Source organism: Pandoraea commovens (assembly GCF_902459615.1).
GTDB lineage: Bacteria > Pseudomonadota > Gammaproteobacteria > Burkholderiales > Burkholderiaceae > Pandoraea > Pandoraea commovens.
Window position 1 is genome coordinate 923,863 of sequence record NZ_CABPSA010000001.1, and the last position, 13,925, is coordinate 937,787.

General features: G+C 59.2%; 22 protein-coding genes and 2 pseudogenes. 18 read left to right on the forward strand and 6 right to left on the reverse strand.

The window, feature by feature from the left end; translation table 11 throughout:
* The first annotated feature begins 149 nt into the window (after nucleotides 1–149).
* Together PCO31010_RS04030 and PCO31010_RS26880 are read left to right on the forward strand one after the other, a co-directional pair.
* A complete protein-coding gene (locus PCO31010_RS04030; RefSeq protein ID WP_150663077.1) occupies nucleotides 150–635 on the forward strand; it encodes a hypothetical protein in 486 nt (161 codons plus the stop codon).
* Nucleotides 636–1,094: 459 nt separating this feature from the next.
* A pseudogene (locus PCO31010_RS26880) lies at nucleotides 1,095–1,280 on the forward strand (helix-turn-helix domain-containing protein); the annotation flags it as partial.
* A gap of 57 nt (nucleotides 1,281–1,337) precedes the next feature.
* On the opposite strand, the gene PCO31010_RS26885 reads toward PCO31010_RS26880, so the two are convergent.
* The gene (locus PCO31010_RS26885; protein WP_246184483.1) at nucleotides 1,338–1,499 is read right to left on the reverse strand and encodes a hypothetical protein; all 162 of its coding nucleotides are present in this window, start codon (nucleotides 1,497–1,499) and stop codon (nucleotides 1,338–1,340) included.
* 815 nt (nucleotides 1,500–2,314) lie between these two features.
* On the opposite strand from PCO31010_RS26885, the gene PCO31010_RS04040 reads away from it, so the two are divergent.
* The gene (locus PCO31010_RS04040) at nucleotides 2,315–2,890 is read left to right on the forward strand and encodes an Nmad5 family putative nucleotide modification protein (protein WP_150663079.1); all 576 of its coding nucleotides are present in this window, start codon (nucleotides 2,315–2,317) and stop codon (nucleotides 2,888–2,890) included.
* Between the two features lie 402 nt (nucleotides 2,891–3,292).
* Here PCO31010_RS04040 and PCO31010_RS04045 read toward each other — a convergent pair whose 3' ends face one another.
* Together PCO31010_RS04045 and PCO31010_RS04050 are read right to left on the reverse strand one after the other, a co-directional pair.
* The gene (locus PCO31010_RS04045) at nucleotides 3,293–3,718 is read right to left on the reverse strand and encodes a hypothetical protein (protein ID WP_150663080.1); all 426 of its coding nucleotides are present in this window, start codon (nucleotides 3,716–3,718) and stop codon (nucleotides 3,293–3,295) included.
* Nucleotides 3,719–3,923: 205 nt separating this feature from the next.
* A complete protein-coding gene (locus PCO31010_RS04050) occupies nucleotides 3,924–4,556 on the reverse strand; it encodes a DUF6680 family protein (RefSeq protein WP_150663081.1) in 633 nt (210 codons plus the stop codon).
* Nucleotides 4,557–5,141: 585 nt separating this feature from the next.
* On the opposite strand from PCO31010_RS04050, the gene PCO31010_RS26580 reads away from it, so the two are divergent.
* The 4 genes from PCO31010_RS26580 to PCO31010_RS04065 are packed head-to-tail and all read left to right on the forward strand — an operon-like array spanning nucleotide 5,142 to nucleotide 7,064.
* Nucleotides 5,142–5,288 (forward strand): hypothetical protein, encoded by a 147-nt coding sequence (locus PCO31010_RS26580; RefSeq protein WP_174984303.1) that lies wholly within the window; start codon nucleotides 5,142–5,144, stop codon nucleotides 5,286–5,288.
* A complete protein-coding gene (locus PCO31010_RS04055; RefSeq protein ID WP_174984306.1) occupies nucleotides 5,285–5,638 on the forward strand; it encodes a hypothetical protein in 354 nt (117 codons plus the stop codon). Before PCO31010_RS26580 ends, PCO31010_RS04055 begins: the two co-directional genes overlap by 4 nt.
* Nucleotides 5,639–5,697: 59 nt before the next feature.
* On the forward strand, nucleotides 5,698–6,540 hold the full coding sequence (locus tag PCO31010_RS04060; protein WP_150663083.1) for a ParB/RepB/Spo0J family partition protein: 843 nt from the start codon (nucleotides 5,698–5,700) through the stop codon (nucleotides 6,538–6,540).
* Nucleotides 6,541–6,542: 2 nt separating this feature from the next.
* Nucleotides 6,543–7,064: a hypothetical protein gene (locus PCO31010_RS04065; protein WP_150663084.1), complete on the forward strand. Its 522-nt coding sequence runs from the start codon at nucleotides 6,543–6,545 to the stop codon at nucleotides 7,062–7,064.
* Between the two features lie 14 nt (nucleotides 7,065–7,078).
* Here PCO31010_RS04065 and PCO31010_RS04070 read toward each other — a convergent pair whose 3' ends face one another.
* Nucleotides 7,079–7,768 (reverse strand): hypothetical protein, encoded by a 690-nt coding sequence (locus tag PCO31010_RS04070; protein ID WP_150663085.1) that lies wholly within the window; start codon nucleotides 7,766–7,768, stop codon nucleotides 7,079–7,081.
* A 32-nt stretch (nucleotides 7,769–7,800) separates the two neighbouring features.
* On the opposite strand from PCO31010_RS04070, the gene PCO31010_RS04075 reads away from it, so the two are divergent.
* From PCO31010_RS04075 to PCO31010_RS04100, 6 genes are read left to right on the forward strand one after another with little or no spacing between them, the layout of a single operon-like run.
* Entirely contained in the window at nucleotides 7,801–8,187 is a 387-nt protein-coding gene (locus PCO31010_RS04075) for a beta-sandwich lipoprotein (protein WP_150663086.1), read from the forward strand.
* 36 nt (nucleotides 8,188–8,223) lie between these two features.
* Nucleotides 8,224–8,853 carry a DNA polymerase III subunit beta family protein gene (locus PCO31010_RS04080; RefSeq protein ID WP_150663087.1) on the forward strand — a complete coding sequence of 210 codons (630 nt, stop codon included), beginning with the start codon at nucleotides 8,224–8,226 and terminating at the stop codon, nucleotides 8,851–8,853.
* The gene (locus PCO31010_RS04085; RefSeq protein ID WP_150663088.1) at nucleotides 8,850–9,134 is read left to right on the forward strand and encodes a hypothetical protein; all 285 of its coding nucleotides are present in this window, start codon (nucleotides 8,850–8,852) and stop codon (nucleotides 9,132–9,134) included. Before PCO31010_RS04080 ends, PCO31010_RS04085 begins: the two co-directional genes overlap by 4 nt.
* Nucleotides 9,131–9,385 (forward strand): hypothetical protein, encoded by a 255-nt coding sequence (locus PCO31010_RS04090; protein ID WP_150663089.1) that lies wholly within the window; start codon nucleotides 9,131–9,133, stop codon nucleotides 9,383–9,385. The genes PCO31010_RS04085 and PCO31010_RS04090 overlap by 4 nt, the downstream gene beginning before the upstream one ends.
* Nucleotides 9,382–9,753 carry a hypothetical protein gene (locus tag PCO31010_RS04095; protein ID WP_150663090.1) on the forward strand — a complete coding sequence of 124 codons (372 nt, stop codon included), beginning with the start codon at nucleotides 9,382–9,384 and terminating at the stop codon, nucleotides 9,751–9,753. The genes PCO31010_RS04090 and PCO31010_RS04095 overlap by 4 nt, the downstream gene beginning before the upstream one ends.
* Nucleotides 9,746–10,615, forward strand: coding sequence for a hypothetical protein (locus PCO31010_RS04100; protein ID WP_150663091.1), 870 nt, complete (start codon nucleotides 9,746–9,748; stop codon nucleotides 10,613–10,615). The genes PCO31010_RS04095 and PCO31010_RS04100 overlap by 8 nt, the downstream gene beginning before the upstream one ends.
* 17 nt (nucleotides 10,616–10,632) lie before the next feature.
* On the opposite strand, the gene PCO31010_RS04105 is transcribed toward PCO31010_RS04100, so the two are convergent.
* Nucleotides 10,633–11,211 carry a hypothetical protein gene (locus PCO31010_RS04105; protein ID WP_150663092.1) on the reverse strand — a complete coding sequence of 193 codons (579 nt, stop codon included), beginning with the start codon at nucleotides 11,209–11,211 and terminating at the stop codon, nucleotides 10,633–10,635.
* Between the two features lie 30 nt (nucleotides 11,212–11,241).
* Between PCO31010_RS04105 and PCO31010_RS04110 the strand changes: the two genes are divergently transcribed.
* The 4 genes and pseudogenes from PCO31010_RS04110 (at nucleotide 11,242) to PCO31010_RS26895 (ending at nucleotide 12,805) form a co-directional block, all read left to right on the forward strand.
* Nucleotides 11,242–11,430 carry a hypothetical protein gene (locus tag PCO31010_RS04110; RefSeq protein WP_150663093.1) on the forward strand — a complete coding sequence of 63 codons (189 nt, stop codon included), beginning with the start codon at nucleotides 11,242–11,244 and terminating at the stop codon, nucleotides 11,428–11,430.
* 14 nt (nucleotides 11,431–11,444) lie between these two features.
* Nucleotides 11,445–11,795 (forward strand): hypothetical protein, encoded by a 351-nt coding sequence (locus PCO31010_RS04115; protein ID WP_150663094.1) that lies wholly within the window; start codon nucleotides 11,445–11,447, stop codon nucleotides 11,793–11,795.
* Nucleotides 11,792–12,253: pseudogene (locus tag PCO31010_RS26890) on the forward strand (DNA cytosine methyltransferase); the annotation flags it as partial. The gene PCO31010_RS04115 and the pseudogene PCO31010_RS26890, both read left to right, overlap by 4 nt.
* Before the next feature lie 222 nt (nucleotides 12,254–12,475).
* Entirely contained in the window at nucleotides 12,476–12,805 is a 330-nt protein-coding gene (locus tag PCO31010_RS26895; RefSeq protein WP_246184484.1) for a hypothetical protein, read from the forward strand.
* Between the two features lie 411 nt (nucleotides 12,806–13,216).
* Here the strand turns inward: PCO31010_RS26895 and PCO31010_RS04125 are convergent, their stop codons facing one another.
* Nucleotides 13,217–13,450 carry a hypothetical protein gene (locus PCO31010_RS04125; protein WP_150663096.1) on the reverse strand — a complete coding sequence of 78 codons (234 nt, stop codon included), beginning with the start codon at nucleotides 13,448–13,450 and terminating at the stop codon, nucleotides 13,217–13,219.
* A gap of 198 nt (nucleotides 13,451–13,648) precedes the next feature.
* Between PCO31010_RS04125 and PCO31010_RS04130 the strand changes: the two genes are divergently transcribed.
* Nucleotides 13,649–13,891, forward strand: a complete 243-nt coding sequence (locus tag PCO31010_RS04130; protein ID WP_150663097.1) for a DUF4224 domain-containing protein — start codon at nucleotides 13,649–13,651, stop codon at nucleotides 13,889–13,891.
* The last annotated feature ends 34 nt before the right edge of the window (nucleotides 13,892–13,925 follow it).

A 13,925-nucleotide genomic window follows, 5' to 3' on the forward strand; every position in this document is an offset into this window, starting at 1 on the left:
ACAATCGCCTGCGTCACACGAGGTAACTGCTCGTCCAAGCGTCGGTTAGTTGCCTCCGAAGCCTCCGTTTGTTGCCCTTCAAGCGCAGGGCGGATAACCCACAACACGAACCGCGCATACAGTCGCTTCATTTGCTCATTCATACGTCTATGAACCTCGATCGTGAGTACCAAAAGAATGTCCTACAGCAATTAGCGGCCATCTATCCAGCCCGTGGTTGGGCCAACAAAGTCTCGGCTCCGTCAGACGAGATCCGAGATGCGAACCTCTTCTACCTTTGTGAGCACGGACTCATAACCGAATGCATGTCGATTGCAATGGACAACTCGGTCAGCTACGGCACGACTAGAATCACGAAGGACGGTATGGACTTTCTTGCAGACGACGGGGGTTTATCGGCCGTCCTCGGCGTCGTAACAATCAAACTGCACGAAGACACAATCAAGTCACTCATCGAGGAAAAAATCCTCGCGTCAGCTAAGTCGCCCGCTGAAAAGCAGCAATTCGTTTCTGCGCTTCGCAAGCTGCCTGCCGACGCCACAAAACACCTAACGATGAAACTATTGGACTTGGCGTTGACTCGTGCCCCGGACGCACTACACGCAATACAAACGGCACTTCACCAGTCGTCGTAGTACCCGGTTCCATCCTGTCGAATCTCCCCCAACCAACAGACGGACCAAGTTCGACCCAGAAACTGTGAACGTCGAGCGATGACTCGATCACCACCAGTCCGTTAACGAAGGCGATCGCTTCAAACTGAACATTGATGAAGGGAGGTACGTCGGTACGTTGCGGCATGCTCATTGAGAATCTCCAGTAGCGCCGCCGGCGGCGCGGCGTGACACTCGTGCGGAATGAAGTTCAGCGATCCTGCTCGCGATCGCGTAGGACACGCGGGCGCCTCGGGTGCCAGACAGAAGCGAAGAGATTTGCGACTGGGAACAAGGAACTTCTGCCGCAAGTTGCGCTTGCGTCAGCCCAGTGTCGAGGAGTTCAGATACCGCGCTTTTGATGTCCATGCGGACAATTATCACGTTTGTGTTTATTCAAGTCAACACAAATGAAATGGCGCACTCCATTACGATTGTGATATGTACACCCTAGCCGAACGCCTCCGATGGGCACGAACGAAAGTCGGCCTTTCCCAAGAACAACTTGGAGCAAAGGCCGGCGTCACTCAATCGACAATCGGGAATCTAGAATCGGGGACGCGGGGCACCGCGAGGCGCTTGCCTCAGATTGCGGAGGTCCTCGGGGTAAATGCTCTGTGGCTTGCTGAAGGCAAAGGGCCGCAGACCCCAAATGGGAAGAGTACAGGCAACTTGGACGCTGCTTTAAGCGGCGCGAGCGAGGCCGCGCGCGAGCTTGTCGAAGCGATTCTTCGTGCCGACCAAGCAGGCGAACCCGCACACACTTTCAATCTGATGCTTCGGATGCTCCCGGGCGACGACGAGCCGGTTGGTCGTCTGAACCCGTAACGTCGTCCGAAACCACATCGCGGGCTCCTCCGATAGGCTCGAGCGCCCAGTCGTCAGCGATCATCGCGCGAGCTACCACCATGTGGCACCGGTCCTCGCTTACGGAGAATGCGGGGCCGTCCAACAGGTAGACGAGCCATTCCGTCGACGAGTGGGCGCGGCGGATGAACACCAACCGCCCCTCCAATAGTTCGTTCCACGCCTTATTGATCCGCGCCAAGTCCCCTGGCTTGCAGCGCAGTTGGGACGACCCACTTTCCGTCACAGCTAGGCCCTCTTAGAGTTTTTGTTAAGACTACTGTATATTTAAACAGTAGTTTAGCCTCGTCCCCGTGAAAATTTCAACCTAATTTCTCCATCACTCGCCATACACCGTCGATCGTGCGGCAGCCGATCACCGAGACTCGATTACTCGCGCCGTTCGAAAGCTGAGGCGAAGTAGATTCGGTTCGACACAACCACAAAAATCACAAATGTGTTGACACCAATAAATCACATATGTGATTATCGACTCCAACGCAGCACACATCGCTGCCCGCCCGCTGGTTGGGGCGCTCCTTAAAAACTCAGTTACCGATAGAACACGCCGATTGCGTCCGCACCTCGCGGGCGCGGCTAGGCGCAGGGCGGAACCCTCTACCCCTGAGACAAAGACCGGAGGCTATCCAAGCGCCGCCTGGCTGCTCACGTGGCTATAGAACGTCGATTGGATTGAAGAGATGCAGCGCCGCCGGGAGCCGACTCAGTCGGGAGTAGCCCGGGACGCTGCGTCCAAATGCTGTATCTGAGGCGGCTTTCTTCCGAGAGCCGCGCCATATACACGAGGAGAGCAAATGCGACTGACCAACGAAATGCGGATGGCGATCGTTCGCAGCGCGATGAAAGCGGCTTTCGACAAGCGCGAGGAGGCTCACAACTCCAACACCGTCGCTTTTGGCGATGCCGTGTACGCCGAGGAGCACGGAGCGGTGGAGAAGATCGCTCGAAAGCTTCCCCCTGGATGGATGCAGACCGCCAAGTGGATCGGGATCGATTGCCCCGGATTCAGCCGTCGATCAAATGACGGACTGAAGCTCTCGCAGATTCCGATGTCCGTGGCGCGACCGCAACCTCACCTCACGCAGATTGCGAAGATCACGCCGAGCCACCCTTTGTACGAGCGCTCCCAAGCAATCGCCGACGAACACCAGGCAATTCGGCGAGACAAGGAGGCGCTCGAAGGCAAGCTGAAATCGATCGTCAACGCAGCATCAACCGTTGCGCGCTTACTCGATGCGTGGCCCGAGTGCGAACGGTTTCTGCCTCAGACGCCGACCAAGAGCTATTCGGTTGTTCCGCTCACGCTCGTGGCCGATGTGAACGCTACGCTCGGCATCAAACAGCGCAGTTCCCGCGCCCCGCGAACCTAACACCTCCCCGGCGAGGGAACGCCCCCGATGATGCAGGCGTGACGGCCGCCAGTTCAGCGAAGATGCGTGCCGAGCAGAATGAGAAGTGAGAGAGCTGAGAGGACCGCCGCGCCCGCGATCAGTGTGGTGCGCACGTCGTGATCTTTGTCAGCTCGCACCTTTGGGGGCGGAATCAGAAAGCCAGCCGCGCCTACTGCAACGCTCATGGGGACAAGCGCACCCACTATCGTTCTGACCGTCACCATCATGATCATTCCCCCGTCGTTATGTCTCTGATTTTCGTCCATACATCAGGACGGCGACGGGTTAAGTTTTGGCGGGACCACTTCAATCGGTCGATTAAATATAGATCCCGCTGGAATTGATCCTTCGGTGACACACGCGAGTCGGCCGCAGAGAAAGTTACTTAAGACGGTCTTTAACGCGGGCAACTTCCGGATACTTTTGCGCGGCTTGCTCAATGTCACGGGCCCGATTGTTAGAGAGCTTGGCCGATACGTCCTCGTCGCTCAAGCCCAACTCGTCGGCAAGCTGATAGGCCAGGTTCTTGAACGCCTGCTGGCTGACCATCCAATTCGCCATTGTTTCCTGCTGTTGCATGTACGACGCGCGGAATTTTTGGTGCTTATCGGCAATGACATGCAACGGGCTACCCAACAACGTGTTCAGCCTGTCGACTTCGCGCTTCAAATCTTCGATCTCTTCTTCGAGCGTCGCGTTGTGGCTCTGTGAGAAAGCGAGATCTCCTGCCGCGAAGCTCGCCCGCAGGTTCTGATCTTCGATCTGTGCGTTTTTCTGTGCAATCTCGATTTCGTCGTCGCTGTACATGGTGCCCCGCCGTCTTTCAGATGATGGATTTAGACCCATCGAATCCTACATCAGCGGACCCTGCGGAAACCTTGATCCTATCGAAAATGATAGCCCCGCTTGGCTGGCAGCACCTTCAAGTGAGCAGATCCGACGGCGGCGCGGCGTCGTCATAAAGCCCGTATCTCACTTCCCCCGATCTGATCAGGATCTCGGGTCTGCTCTCTTAAGGGTTAGCGCCGCCAGCGGGAGGTGCCGTAGGCTCAGTCCTGTGCTGTCCGTTCGCTGGCTGCGACAATTCAACGTTGATTGGGAAGCGCGCCTCACCCCGAAAGACGCGCGCCATGCCCGTGCGAATTGCGTCCTCGTCCAAGATTGCGTTTCCGTGGCTGACAGGAAAGTAAACCTGCGTTTTGATGTCGAGATCGGGGAATGCATACCCAAGGTAGCCCCCAATTTTCGACAGCAACTGCACTTCGTAGGTATCCCGGTTCTGTAACCAAAGTGCGGACTGCCCATCTGTAAGTTGGGACAGATCCTGATCGTAGTGATTAAGGAGTGTGCGCCATGCTTCAGCGATGGTCTTCAGCAGCTCGCCGCGTCCCGGTCTAGCCCAGCCGAGAAAGAGGTTGTTCGGGTGAAAAACGATCGGAATGGAGTTTAGCGCCTCGACGTGTTTGGGTGCCACCGGCGTAGCTCTTGTCGCCATCAGCGCGTGGAAGATTCGCACCTGTTCGTCCCGAGCAGACCGCAGCCGGTCAACAACTCTCTGAGCCTGCACGGCTAGGACGGGGCCGAGCAGCGTCGCACACCCGATCATGACATCCGTGACTTTCCAAGAATAGTCCCAAGTCGGCATATCGCCCTCCCTCTTATTTTGGTCATCGCCGCCGATTCTATCGAAACGCGACAGCAATGTCGTAAATCAGGTTTGCTATGCCAGTCCTCTTAATCCTACTGCCGCTCCTCTGGGCGCGAGCGGCGGCTTACCCGCGCCCTTCCCGCTCGACGTGGCGGCGCATTCGATCAACGACTAACCCGGCGGTGCCTATGGACTACGGCTAGCTGCGCTGAACGCGCCCACATTCGGTTTCTGTGACTGCCCAGCACTCACCGACGTGAAAGCCGGACGAAACGCGGCACGGGATCTCAGTTGCCCGATGGCTGGAGGAGTGCCCGCCCTCTTTACGCCAGATGACGGCGCCCAAAGACGATCGCGGTAGAGCGAGCCTGACCGCTCACAGGCCCATGACGGACATGGTTAGAGCCGTAGCCCCGGTGTTCTGCCGGGGCTTTCCCACCTCTCTGGAGGAATTCCCATGTTTGCAGCAGAGATTCGCCGGTATCACGCCGGATGGCATGACGCCGTCCACGGTACGCCCTGCCAATCCGATGACCTCGCATACCGACTCGGGTATCGCGACGCTACCCACTGAGGCGCCGCATGTTTCAGCGCCTCATCGTCGCCCCCGTGAACGCAGCCTTCCTCCGCTACAACAAGTGGACGATCGACCATAAGCGTGTGGCTTGGGCATGCCATCTGTCCGCCCTCGTCGGCGCGATCGTCGCAAAACTCGCTTTCAACGTATGAGCAGTGCCCCGAACAGGGCGGCAGCAAAACGGGCTTGGGAGGCGCTGCGTCCGCTCGTGAACAAGCGGCGAGCCCGATCTGTACGGGCAGCCCTCCCCGGCTCGTCGCGGCATCACGAGGAAATCGAAGCGCGACAGCTGTTGCTCGACGCACTCGCAGCGCACTCCAACGTCATGCTCGCCGCCCTCGCCTTCTACATCAAGACCGATGCCCAGCGCCGCGACGACGTCGAAGAAGATGCCGAGCGCTGGCGTCACATCGAATCCCACTACCCATACGGCGGACACCCTTCCAAGGGATTCCGAGAACACATCCGTACCGCCGTCGACCGCGAACGAGGAAAGAAATGACCGCTGTCCCGTCCTTCAAACAGAAGATTCTCGACAAGGAAATCCGACGCGCGGACGCGATGAAGATCCGCTACGAGGATATCCACGTCGAACCCGGCTTCAATCTGCGTGCCTCGCTCGATCTGCTCGAAGGCGACGCGCTTAATGCGGCCAAGGAGGATGACGAAAGCCTCTTCCGCCACATCATGGCGGGCGGGCAGTATCCAGCGCTCGAAGTTCGGCCGCGCGCCGAGGGCGGCGTCTGGTTGGTCGACGGACACCGCCGCCATGCTGCCATCGGCCGTGCTGACGCTGCGGGCGCACCGCTTCGGGACAAGTTCGATGAGTTGATGGTGCGGATCGAAGCGTTCGACGGCAACGATGCGGACCGAACCGTCCGGATCTTGTCGAGCAACAAGAATCGCCAGTTACACCCTCTCGAAAAGGCATTCGGATACCAACGCCTTGCCCGCTTCTGCTGGGACAACTCGCGCATCGCGGAAGCCGATCGCGTCTCCCCTCAGTGGGTCGGAAAAATGCTCGTGCTGGCCGGCGCGAACTCTGACGTGCACCGACTGGTGTTCTCGGGCTCAGTATCTGCGTCGGTGGCAGCGGATGCCGTAAAGCAACACGGCGAGCAGGCTGGTGCGTTTCTCTCTGGCGAATTGGAAAAGGCGTCTGTTGGCGGCAAGAAGAAAGTCACAGCCGCTTCGATCAAGGGGAAGTCTTACCCGCGCAAGGCCGTCAGCGCGTACGTCGAGCGAGTCGGCGCATTCGTTTCGGCTTTTCCCGAAGCGCAGCTCACGGCCATCGCGAAAACTGAAACTGACTTTCAGGTGACGGTCAGCGCGATGGCGCTGCGCGAGTTGCTCGCCGCTCATACCGACATCAGCGCCAAGGGCGCAAAGCCGAAGGAGGTATGACCATGCGAATCTGGATGCCGAAGCTGGTGGCGTACACGATCATCGGATACGCCCAACTCAAGCCCTATTTCGATCTTCACGGCTATATGCGCCGCTGGTGGCTCCGCAAGCCGACGGGACACGATGCGAGCGCCGCCGCCGACGGCCGTCGCGATACTTCGTGGGGTGCCCGCGTGCACAACACGCTCCGCAGCGACGAAGGTCGGGATCTGCATGACCACCCGTGGTGGAGCATCTCTATCGTGCTGCTGGGTGGCTATTGGGAAATCATGCCGACGGAGCAAGAGCAGCCCGCGCGGCTGGACAGCCAGCCGGAAACGCCACTGCTGCGCGGTTATCGGCGCGTCTGGCGCGGCCCCGGTTCAATCGTGTTCCGTAAGGCCACGGACCGGCACCGGCTCGAAATCCCCGAAGGCAAGGACTCATGGTCCCTGTTCATCATGGGGCCGTGGCAGCGCAACTGGGGCTTCCACACGACGACAAGCTGGGTTCCATGGCGCGAGTACGTCAAGCAGCCCGATTGAGTAAGCTGGCGCGCCTAATGCGCTGGCCGTGCATACAGTTCCTCGGGTGTAGGAACCGCAGAGACTGGGGACGCTGCACGCTCGCACTCTCTCGCAGCGATTACCAGCAATGAAAACGGCACAGCCATCATTCCCCGTATTTTTTTCACCTCGTCTTCACCTAAGCAATACAGCGTGCCCTGATACGCTCCCCATTCGTCCGCAATCTCCCGAAGTGTCAGGTCGAAAAGTGAGAGACCGCGCGCCAGACGAAAAGCGCAGCGATTGGGCAGAGGGCTGAGGGCGATGAGTTGGTCTGATGTGACGGCAAAGGTTCGTTGTGTCGTAGCCCAGTCCACAAGTCTTGAGACCGTAATCAGGTCGCCCTGGGGGATCGTCGGAAACTGCATCGCTACGCAGAAATCCGTTTGCCGGACAACAAAGTCATTAAGAGTCGGAGATATCTGAGCCGCAACTAAAGAGGCTCGGTCCGCTCCTTCCTGCCCCCTCCTGCGCAACTCTGCTGTCGCCAACCCCAGAGATACAACGACAGCTCCAACGGTTCCTAATGCCGTTGCGATATCAACCCAGTCCTTGTTTTTTGCCTGTATCACTACAGTGGGCCAAGGCCAGATGTACGCCACAACGAGGCCGAGGGCTAACCCAAAAGCAACGAGCAATAACGCCTTTCCGGTCTTCAAGAACTCTCGATCAGCTTGTTGCATTTCTTTTCCCCGAAGTTTTCAGGAATCCTAGCATGGCAAAACTTCTCGCCGCTCTCAGCGCAGTTGCGATTGCTCTCGTCCTTTCCGCGTGTTCCAACGATGCGAACGTCGCCTCGCACAATCTCTCGAAAGCTGCCGACAACTTCGAGATCAATCGCCGGATCGTCTTCTACAACGGCATCACCGGCGAATACATGCTGACCATCGAAGGACTTTGCTCTCGCGACAACGACAGCACGCCAACGAAGCTGGCAATCGTCTGCAAGGTCGGCCCGAACGAGTACAAAAAGCACTTCCTCGGCCTGTCCGACAACGTCACCTACTTCATCGAGCAACTCGAACCGGCCAAGGCCAGCGTCTATCACTACGCAGTGACCTTCAAGCCGTCGGTGATCGTCCCAGACATCACGGTCAAATGAGCGCCGCCTGACAGGCGCATCTACCCGGAGAGACACATGAGTAAAGCAATCGTTACTGTGAAACCGAACATCGTGAAGGCGATGACTCACTTTGCCGCGAAATCGGACATTCGGTATTACCTCAACGGCATCTTGGTCGAATTCGTCGGCTCTGATGCTTTCCTTGTGGCAACGAACGGCCATCGCCTTGCTGCGTTTCGTGGATCGGCCGATGCTCCGGTCGATAAGCCGCGCCTGGCTATCGTGCCGAATGAACTGTTTCGGTACGTCGACGCGAAACGGTCAGCGCAACCGGTCGCCATTCATGTGGATGACGACGACACCGTCGGCGTCACGCAAGGACACGTCACGATGTCGGCGAAGGCAATCCCCGGCATCTTCCCCAACTGGCGGAAAGTCGTTCCGTCCACACTGTCCGGAGAACTGGCCCAATTCAATCCGGCACTACTTGCCGACATTCGAACAGTCACCCGGCTCGTCCACGGTAGCGACGGATACCCGCATATCCGACATAACGGCCAAGGCGCGGCCCTGGTGGATATCGGCGACGAGAACTTCGTAATCGTCGTTATGCCTTTCCGACACGACGACAAGCCGTTCAAAACGCCTGACTGGGCACTCTCGAAGGAATCCGAGCCGACCTCCGAAGTCGAGGCGGTCGCATGAGCCCCTACGACCCCCGCCCCGAAGGGCTGAATACCCAGCCAGCGCCGCCGTCTGTGGTGGAGACGATTGCCGAAGGCAGCAACCGCAACCCTCCGCCGACTTACGCCAAGCCAGCCCCACCGCCCGCACCGCCGCCGTTGATTGGGAATGCGGGGCTTCGCGTCCCCGAAATGCTGCCGCCCGCGACTGAGTCAGGCGAGGCCGGATACGTCGACGGCTGGAACGCCTGCATTGGCGAGTTTCTTCGCTTGAATAGGCCTTCGGGCAAGGCGAAATCATGAGCACCCGCACCTGGCATAAGGGACCGCCTCCGCATGTGGGGTGGTGGAATGCCAACTCCATTCGATCCGATGTCCTCTGGCGCTGGTGGAACGGCAAGGGCTGGAGCCTGCCTTCAATTGATGACTTCGACCCGCATGTAGCCGCCCGCAGGGCAGCCACCCCGTGCGCGTTCGACGACATCGAATGGACCGACTACTGGCCCGAGAACGCACGCGTGCCGCGCGTTAATCCGAATGAGGTGGAAACGTGAGCTGCTACTGCGATTACGACGTTCAGCCGACCCTCTACACGAAGAAGGTCCACACGGCGCGCAAGACGCACAGGTGCGGCGAATGTGGCCGGACAATCGCGCGCGGCGAAGCCTACGAGAAGGTCGTCGGCGTTTGGGACGGGTGCCTCGACATGTACAAGACGTGCCGCCATTGCACCGATGCGCGTCAGTACGTGAAGGCCCATGTCCCATGCGCATGCTTGGCACACGGCAACTTGCACGAAGACATGATCGAGACCGTTCGCGGGTACCAGAGCCAGTCCCCCGGCCTTCTCTTCGGCCTCTACCGCTTCATGGTCGCCGCAAAGCGTGCTGGCCGCCTCGCACTGGAGAACCAGAATGCATGACCTCAAGACCGTGACGTTGCAGCGCACGCGCGAGCAATGGGAGAAATGCGACCCAGAAGCAATGTGCCATATGTCGCAAGCCGCGATCTTCCACGCGCTGACCGATGCGAAGCGGGACGTTATCGCTCTGCACGACGCGCTCGCCGCCGCCCCCACGCCAGCCGCACAGAGCGCAGGGCAAGAGGCGGTGGCCGGATTAAAGAAGGTGTCGAATGGCCGAGGAAACGCCAAGATTACTTTGGGCGCGACATCGGTGGGATTGAATCTGCCGGACGGCGAATATTCGCTCTACGCAGCGCCCGTGAATGGCGGCGAGCGCGAGACGATCCGCGGGCAAGCCGACAAGATCGCCGAACTGCAAGCACTGCTCGATACCTATGTCGCAGATGCGCCGCAGCCGCGCCCCCCTATCGATTGGACCGCCGTACATAAGGCCCTGCACAAAGGACGCCCCGTCCCCGAGTTCGTATCCATCGACCAAGCACTATCGCCGGTCACGGCCCTCTCGTCTCCCGCGAAGGTGAGCGGGGATGACGCCGGATTGCCGCCCCTTCCTGTGCCGGAAATGCCGCACGGGTCTCGCGATTACTTCAGCGCCGGGCAGATGCGCGAGTATGCCCGCGCTACGCTGTCGGCGGATGGCGGGGATGACGCGAAGTTGCTCGACTGGCTGCGCGATGAAACGTGTGATCTTCGCGCGATCAACGTTCCTACCGGTGGCGATGACTTCGATGTTCGGTGGGTGGTGGAAGAACACCAGATGCCCTATCCTCGGGCCCGCGAAATCGGCCGCTCGTTCACTGATGACCCGCGCGACGCTATCCGCGCCGCCATTGCCGCCAGTACGGCGAAGGGGGTGTGATGACAAGCACGCGCAGGCTAGAAATCAATGCCCATGATCACTCCGTAAGCTTTCAAAGCCTCATTGCGTAGCTTGTTGAGCGACTCAACGTCACTTTGCCTCAATGGCCTAAAGCTGGGGTGCGTACGCGCCAGAACCAGCCGAGTCGTTTGCATCAACGATCGTCGGAGCACACCTATGGCCCCAAGGTGTTCACGATCGCGTGCTCGCAGCCGACACCAAGCAAGTCTTTCAAGCATGTCCGCAATATCGTTGTCCTCAATGTTCGCGCTGAGCAGCAACCCCTCCCGGCAGTCAATGAATTGATTGAGAAAATCCAACACATCAGAGCTCATCCAGCGCGATTCAACGTCATACCGGAAATCATTAGCCTTTTCCGCCTCGACTCGAAGGGTGACCTCACGCTTTCGCTGATCGTTCGCTATCGCGAAGGCCCCCAGTATGGCGGCAATCGAACCAATTGCCTGAACCCAGGCTGCCCAATCGGATGTCGAAAGGCAAAAAATTGAGTGCGCAGAAATTACACCGCCGAGTGCAAATACGGCCGCGCAATAGACCCAAAGCCCCCACGGAACTCCAATCCACAACGTCATCATGCCCCCTATTCTTCTTCGAGGAATCCTAGCATGACCGTCGCCGACCTTATCGAAGAGCTCAGCAAGCACCCTCGGCATCACGTCGTCGTCATTCAGACGGAAGGCGAAAACTTCGAGGGCAACCCGTTTTTCTTTCTCACCCCTGTGGCAGAAGTGGGCTCCGAAAGCGGCTACTGCCAGGCAGGCCCCGTTGTCACGCTATACGGCGCTCACTACTGAAAGGACGAACGATCATGAGTGGATTCTGTGTGTATGGCCGCTCGCGCCAAGTGGCGATCGAGCGCGCGAAGAACAAGGTCCCGACCCACGAAGGAAAGCGGCTGCTTTCCGAAACGGAGTGGATGGAGCGGGTGCGCGCGGCGGCCGACGAGAAGTATCTGTCGATGAAGCCCGTGAAAGTGACGCAAGAATTTGATGCGCCGCAGTTTGCCGAGGAGTTCATTGCCCTCGTCGAGCGTTGCAACACCGCCGACCTCGCCAACCTGAAGATCATGTGCCAGGGAGCGAAAACTAAGGCAGACGGGACGCCGATGGTGAACAAGGACGGTTCGCCGAAAACCGGATGGGTGCCCTTCCGAGCATGAGCGGCGCCTACTACAACGAGCATGACGAGTACGCCGCACGCTGGCTCCGCAACCTCATCGCCGCTGGGCACATCGCGCCTGGCGACGTCGACACGAGAGATATCCGCGATGTTCGACCTGATGACCTCCGAGGCTACACACAGTGCCACTTCTTCGCAGGTATCGGCGTCTGGTCCTACGCCCTGCGATTGGCTGGCTGGCCTGACGATCGACCTGTTTGGACTGGTTCCTGTCCGTGCCAACCTTTCAGCGCGGCAGGCGCAGGACTTGGGTTTGCTGACGAGCGGCACCTCTGGCCGCACTGGTTCCACCTCATCCGCGAGTGCATGCCTCCAGCGGTCTTTGGAGAGCAAGTTGCGAGCAAGGACGTCGATGCTTGGATCGACCTTGTACAAGATGACATGGAAGGCTTGGGACACGCCTTCGCAGCGATCGCGTTTCCGTCTGCGAGCGTCGGTGCCCCGCACATCCGAGACCGGACTTACTGGATGGCCCACTCCGCGAGCAAACGACGGAACTGGCGCACAAGTTCAGCCGGGGTTGCAGGGCGGCCTGTCACTTCGCCAAACGGCGCAATTGTCGGGCTGGCCGACCCCGACGACGCGCGATCACAAGGACGGAGCGGAGTGCCAGAACGTGCCGCTGAACGCACTACTCGGGCGAGTGGCATGGCTGGCGGGATGGCCGACGCCATCCTGCAACAACGATCGGACGGGCAATCCGGATTCGGCCATGTCGATCACGCGGGCGGACGGAACGAAAGTGCAGCAGCGCCTTCAGGACTTCGCAGCGATCTGCGGCCCAGCCCGACTAACGGCTTCTGGCGAGATGCTGATTGGCTCTTCTGCCGGGATGGAAAGTGGCGGCCAGTTGAACCCGGCACATTCCCGCTGGCTCATGGGGCTGCCGCGCGAGTGGGACGACTGCGCGCCTACGGCAACGCGATCAACGCGGAACAAGCGGCCGAGTTCATCCGGTGCGCAGGCGAAGCGATCGAGGAAATAGCATGACCACCCACCCGGCCACGGCCGAAGCACTGAACTGTCAGAGGTAGGTCATGTCGGTTAAGTCAGGGGGATAAGGGGCGCGCCCATGGTGACTGATCTATGCTTGACGTGACTTATATTTCGCGTCGCCATACACGCTTGCGTTCGGTAGATTCGCGTGCACCCATTCTGTCGCCGCCATGTGTGCCTCGGCATCGGAAGAATATTCCGCGGTGCTCGTTATCTCGAGGCCGGCTCGGCTGCCACCGTCGAAGTAGCCAAAGACGACCCATCGAAACGCCCCGTCCTTTTCGGGTCGCACCGCGGTGCAAAAGTAGTCCGCCTCATATTTCATGACGCAATTTCCCTCCAACATACGCCTTCGAAGAAATCCTAGCATGAACACTCAGTCGCCTGTACCCAGCATGGTGGGTATCAGCAACCGACCAGCCGGTGATCGATCGCCAACTGAACCTCCTCGATCAGCGCCGCCTGGATGACATCGAGCTCCTCGACCTTCGCCAGCGTGAGCTTCCTGGCACCAAAAGGCTCGATCAGTTCGACGCCATCAAAGGGCGTGACCTCGATGGTGACGTCCCACAGGGTTGCGCGCTCGCCGATCTTAATGTCGACGGTGCAACCGCGATACACGAAGTTGAGGGAAGGCATTTTGTGGGCGGCTTCGAAAGATGGCCTGACAACCATAATAGTACGTAAGAGCAAAGTCTTACGAGTTACGCAGGAAGATTTGGGAATTTGGACGTAAGCGCCGCCGGCGCACGTTTGTATAACGGGGACGCCCTTGTTAGCGCGTCCCCGTTTGCATTTTGAAGCGCGGGTGACCGCGATCGATGATGGAGTTAAGACATGGCAGCCGTACTGGAACAGCCATTGGAACTGACTGGCGAAGAAATCGCGCGAATCACCGGCTACCGCCGCGCGGCAAAGCAGATCGACGTTCTGGCGTCACTCGGCATCCCGGCACGCCGCCGCCCCGATAATTCAGTGCTGGTGCTTCGCATGCACTGCCTCTACCCGATGGGCGCGCCCCTGACACCTACCGCCCCGGCAAACGAGCCTCAACTGCAACCGATAAGGCGCGCAAAATGAACCGTCGTAGGAAGACTTCGCGCGGACTGCCCCG

Excerpts from the sequence above, each read along its gene's own strand:
- PCO31010_RS04030 (WP_150663077.1), top strand. The coding sequence starts at position 150 with ATGAACCTCGATCGTGAGTACCAAAAGAATGTCCTACAGCAATTAGCG.
- PCO31010_RS26885 (WP_246184483.1), bottom strand. The coding sequence starts at position 1,499 with ATGTGGTTTCGGACGACGTTACGGGTTCAGACGACCAACCGGCTCGTC.
- PCO31010_RS04040 (WP_150663079.1), top strand. The coding sequence starts at position 2,315 with ATGCGACTGACCAACGAAATGCGGATGGCGATCGTTCGCAGCGCGATG.
- PCO31010_RS04045 (WP_150663080.1), bottom strand. The coding sequence starts at position 3,718 with ATGTACAGCGACGACGAAATCGAGATTGCACAGAAAAACGCACAGATC.
- PCO31010_RS04050 (WP_150663081.1), bottom strand. The coding sequence starts at position 4,556 with ATGCCGACTTGGGACTATTCTTGGAAAGTCACGGATGTCATGATCGGG.
- PCO31010_RS26580 (WP_174984303.1), top strand. The coding sequence starts at position 5,142 with ATGTTTCAGCGCCTCATCGTCGCCCCCGTGAACGCAGCCTTCCTCCGC.
- PCO31010_RS04055 (WP_174984306.1), top strand. The coding sequence starts at position 5,285 with ATGAGCAGTGCCCCGAACAGGGCGGCAGCAAAACGGGCTTGGGAGGCG.
- PCO31010_RS04060 (WP_150663083.1), top strand. The coding sequence starts at position 5,698 with ATGAAGATCCGCTACGAGGATATCCACGTCGAACCCGGCTTCAATCTG.
- PCO31010_RS04065 (WP_150663084.1), top strand. The coding sequence starts at position 6,543 with ATGCGAATCTGGATGCCGAAGCTGGTGGCGTACACGATCATCGGATAC.
- PCO31010_RS04070 (WP_150663085.1), bottom strand. The coding sequence starts at position 7,768 with ATGCAACAAGCTGATCGAGAGTTCTTGAAGACCGGAAAGGCGTTATTG.
- PCO31010_RS04075 (WP_150663086.1), top strand. The coding sequence starts at position 7,801 with ATGGCAAAACTTCTCGCCGCTCTCAGCGCAGTTGCGATTGCTCTCGTC.
- PCO31010_RS04080 (WP_150663087.1), top strand. The coding sequence starts at position 8,224 with ATGAGTAAAGCAATCGTTACTGTGAAACCGAACATCGTGAAGGCGATG.
- PCO31010_RS04085 (WP_150663088.1), top strand. The coding sequence starts at position 8,850 with ATGAGCCCCTACGACCCCCGCCCCGAAGGGCTGAATACCCAGCCAGCG.
- PCO31010_RS04090 (WP_150663089.1), top strand. The coding sequence starts at position 9,131 with ATGAGCACCCGCACCTGGCATAAGGGACCGCCTCCGCATGTGGGGTGG.
- PCO31010_RS04100 (WP_150663091.1), top strand. The coding sequence starts at position 9,746 with ATGCATGACCTCAAGACCGTGACGTTGCAGCGCACGCGCGAGCAATGG.
- PCO31010_RS04105 (WP_150663092.1), bottom strand. The coding sequence starts at position 11,211 with ATGATGACGTTGTGGATTGGAGTTCCGTGGGGGCTTTGGGTCTATTGC.
- PCO31010_RS04110 (WP_150663093.1), top strand. The coding sequence starts at position 11,242 with ATGACCGTCGCCGACCTTATCGAAGAGCTCAGCAAGCACCCTCGGCAT.
- PCO31010_RS04115 (WP_150663094.1), top strand. The coding sequence starts at position 11,445 with ATGAGTGGATTCTGTGTGTATGGCCGCTCGCGCCAAGTGGCGATCGAG.
- PCO31010_RS26895 (WP_246184484.1), top strand. The coding sequence starts at position 12,476 with ATGGCCGACGCCATCCTGCAACAACGATCGGACGGGCAATCCGGATTC.
- PCO31010_RS04125 (WP_150663096.1), bottom strand. The coding sequence starts at position 13,450 with ATGCCTTCCCTCAACTTCGTGTATCGCGGTTGCACCGTCGACATTAAG.
- PCO31010_RS04130 (WP_150663097.1), top strand. The coding sequence starts at position 13,649 with ATGGCAGCCGTACTGGAACAGCCATTGGAACTGACTGGCGAAGAAATC.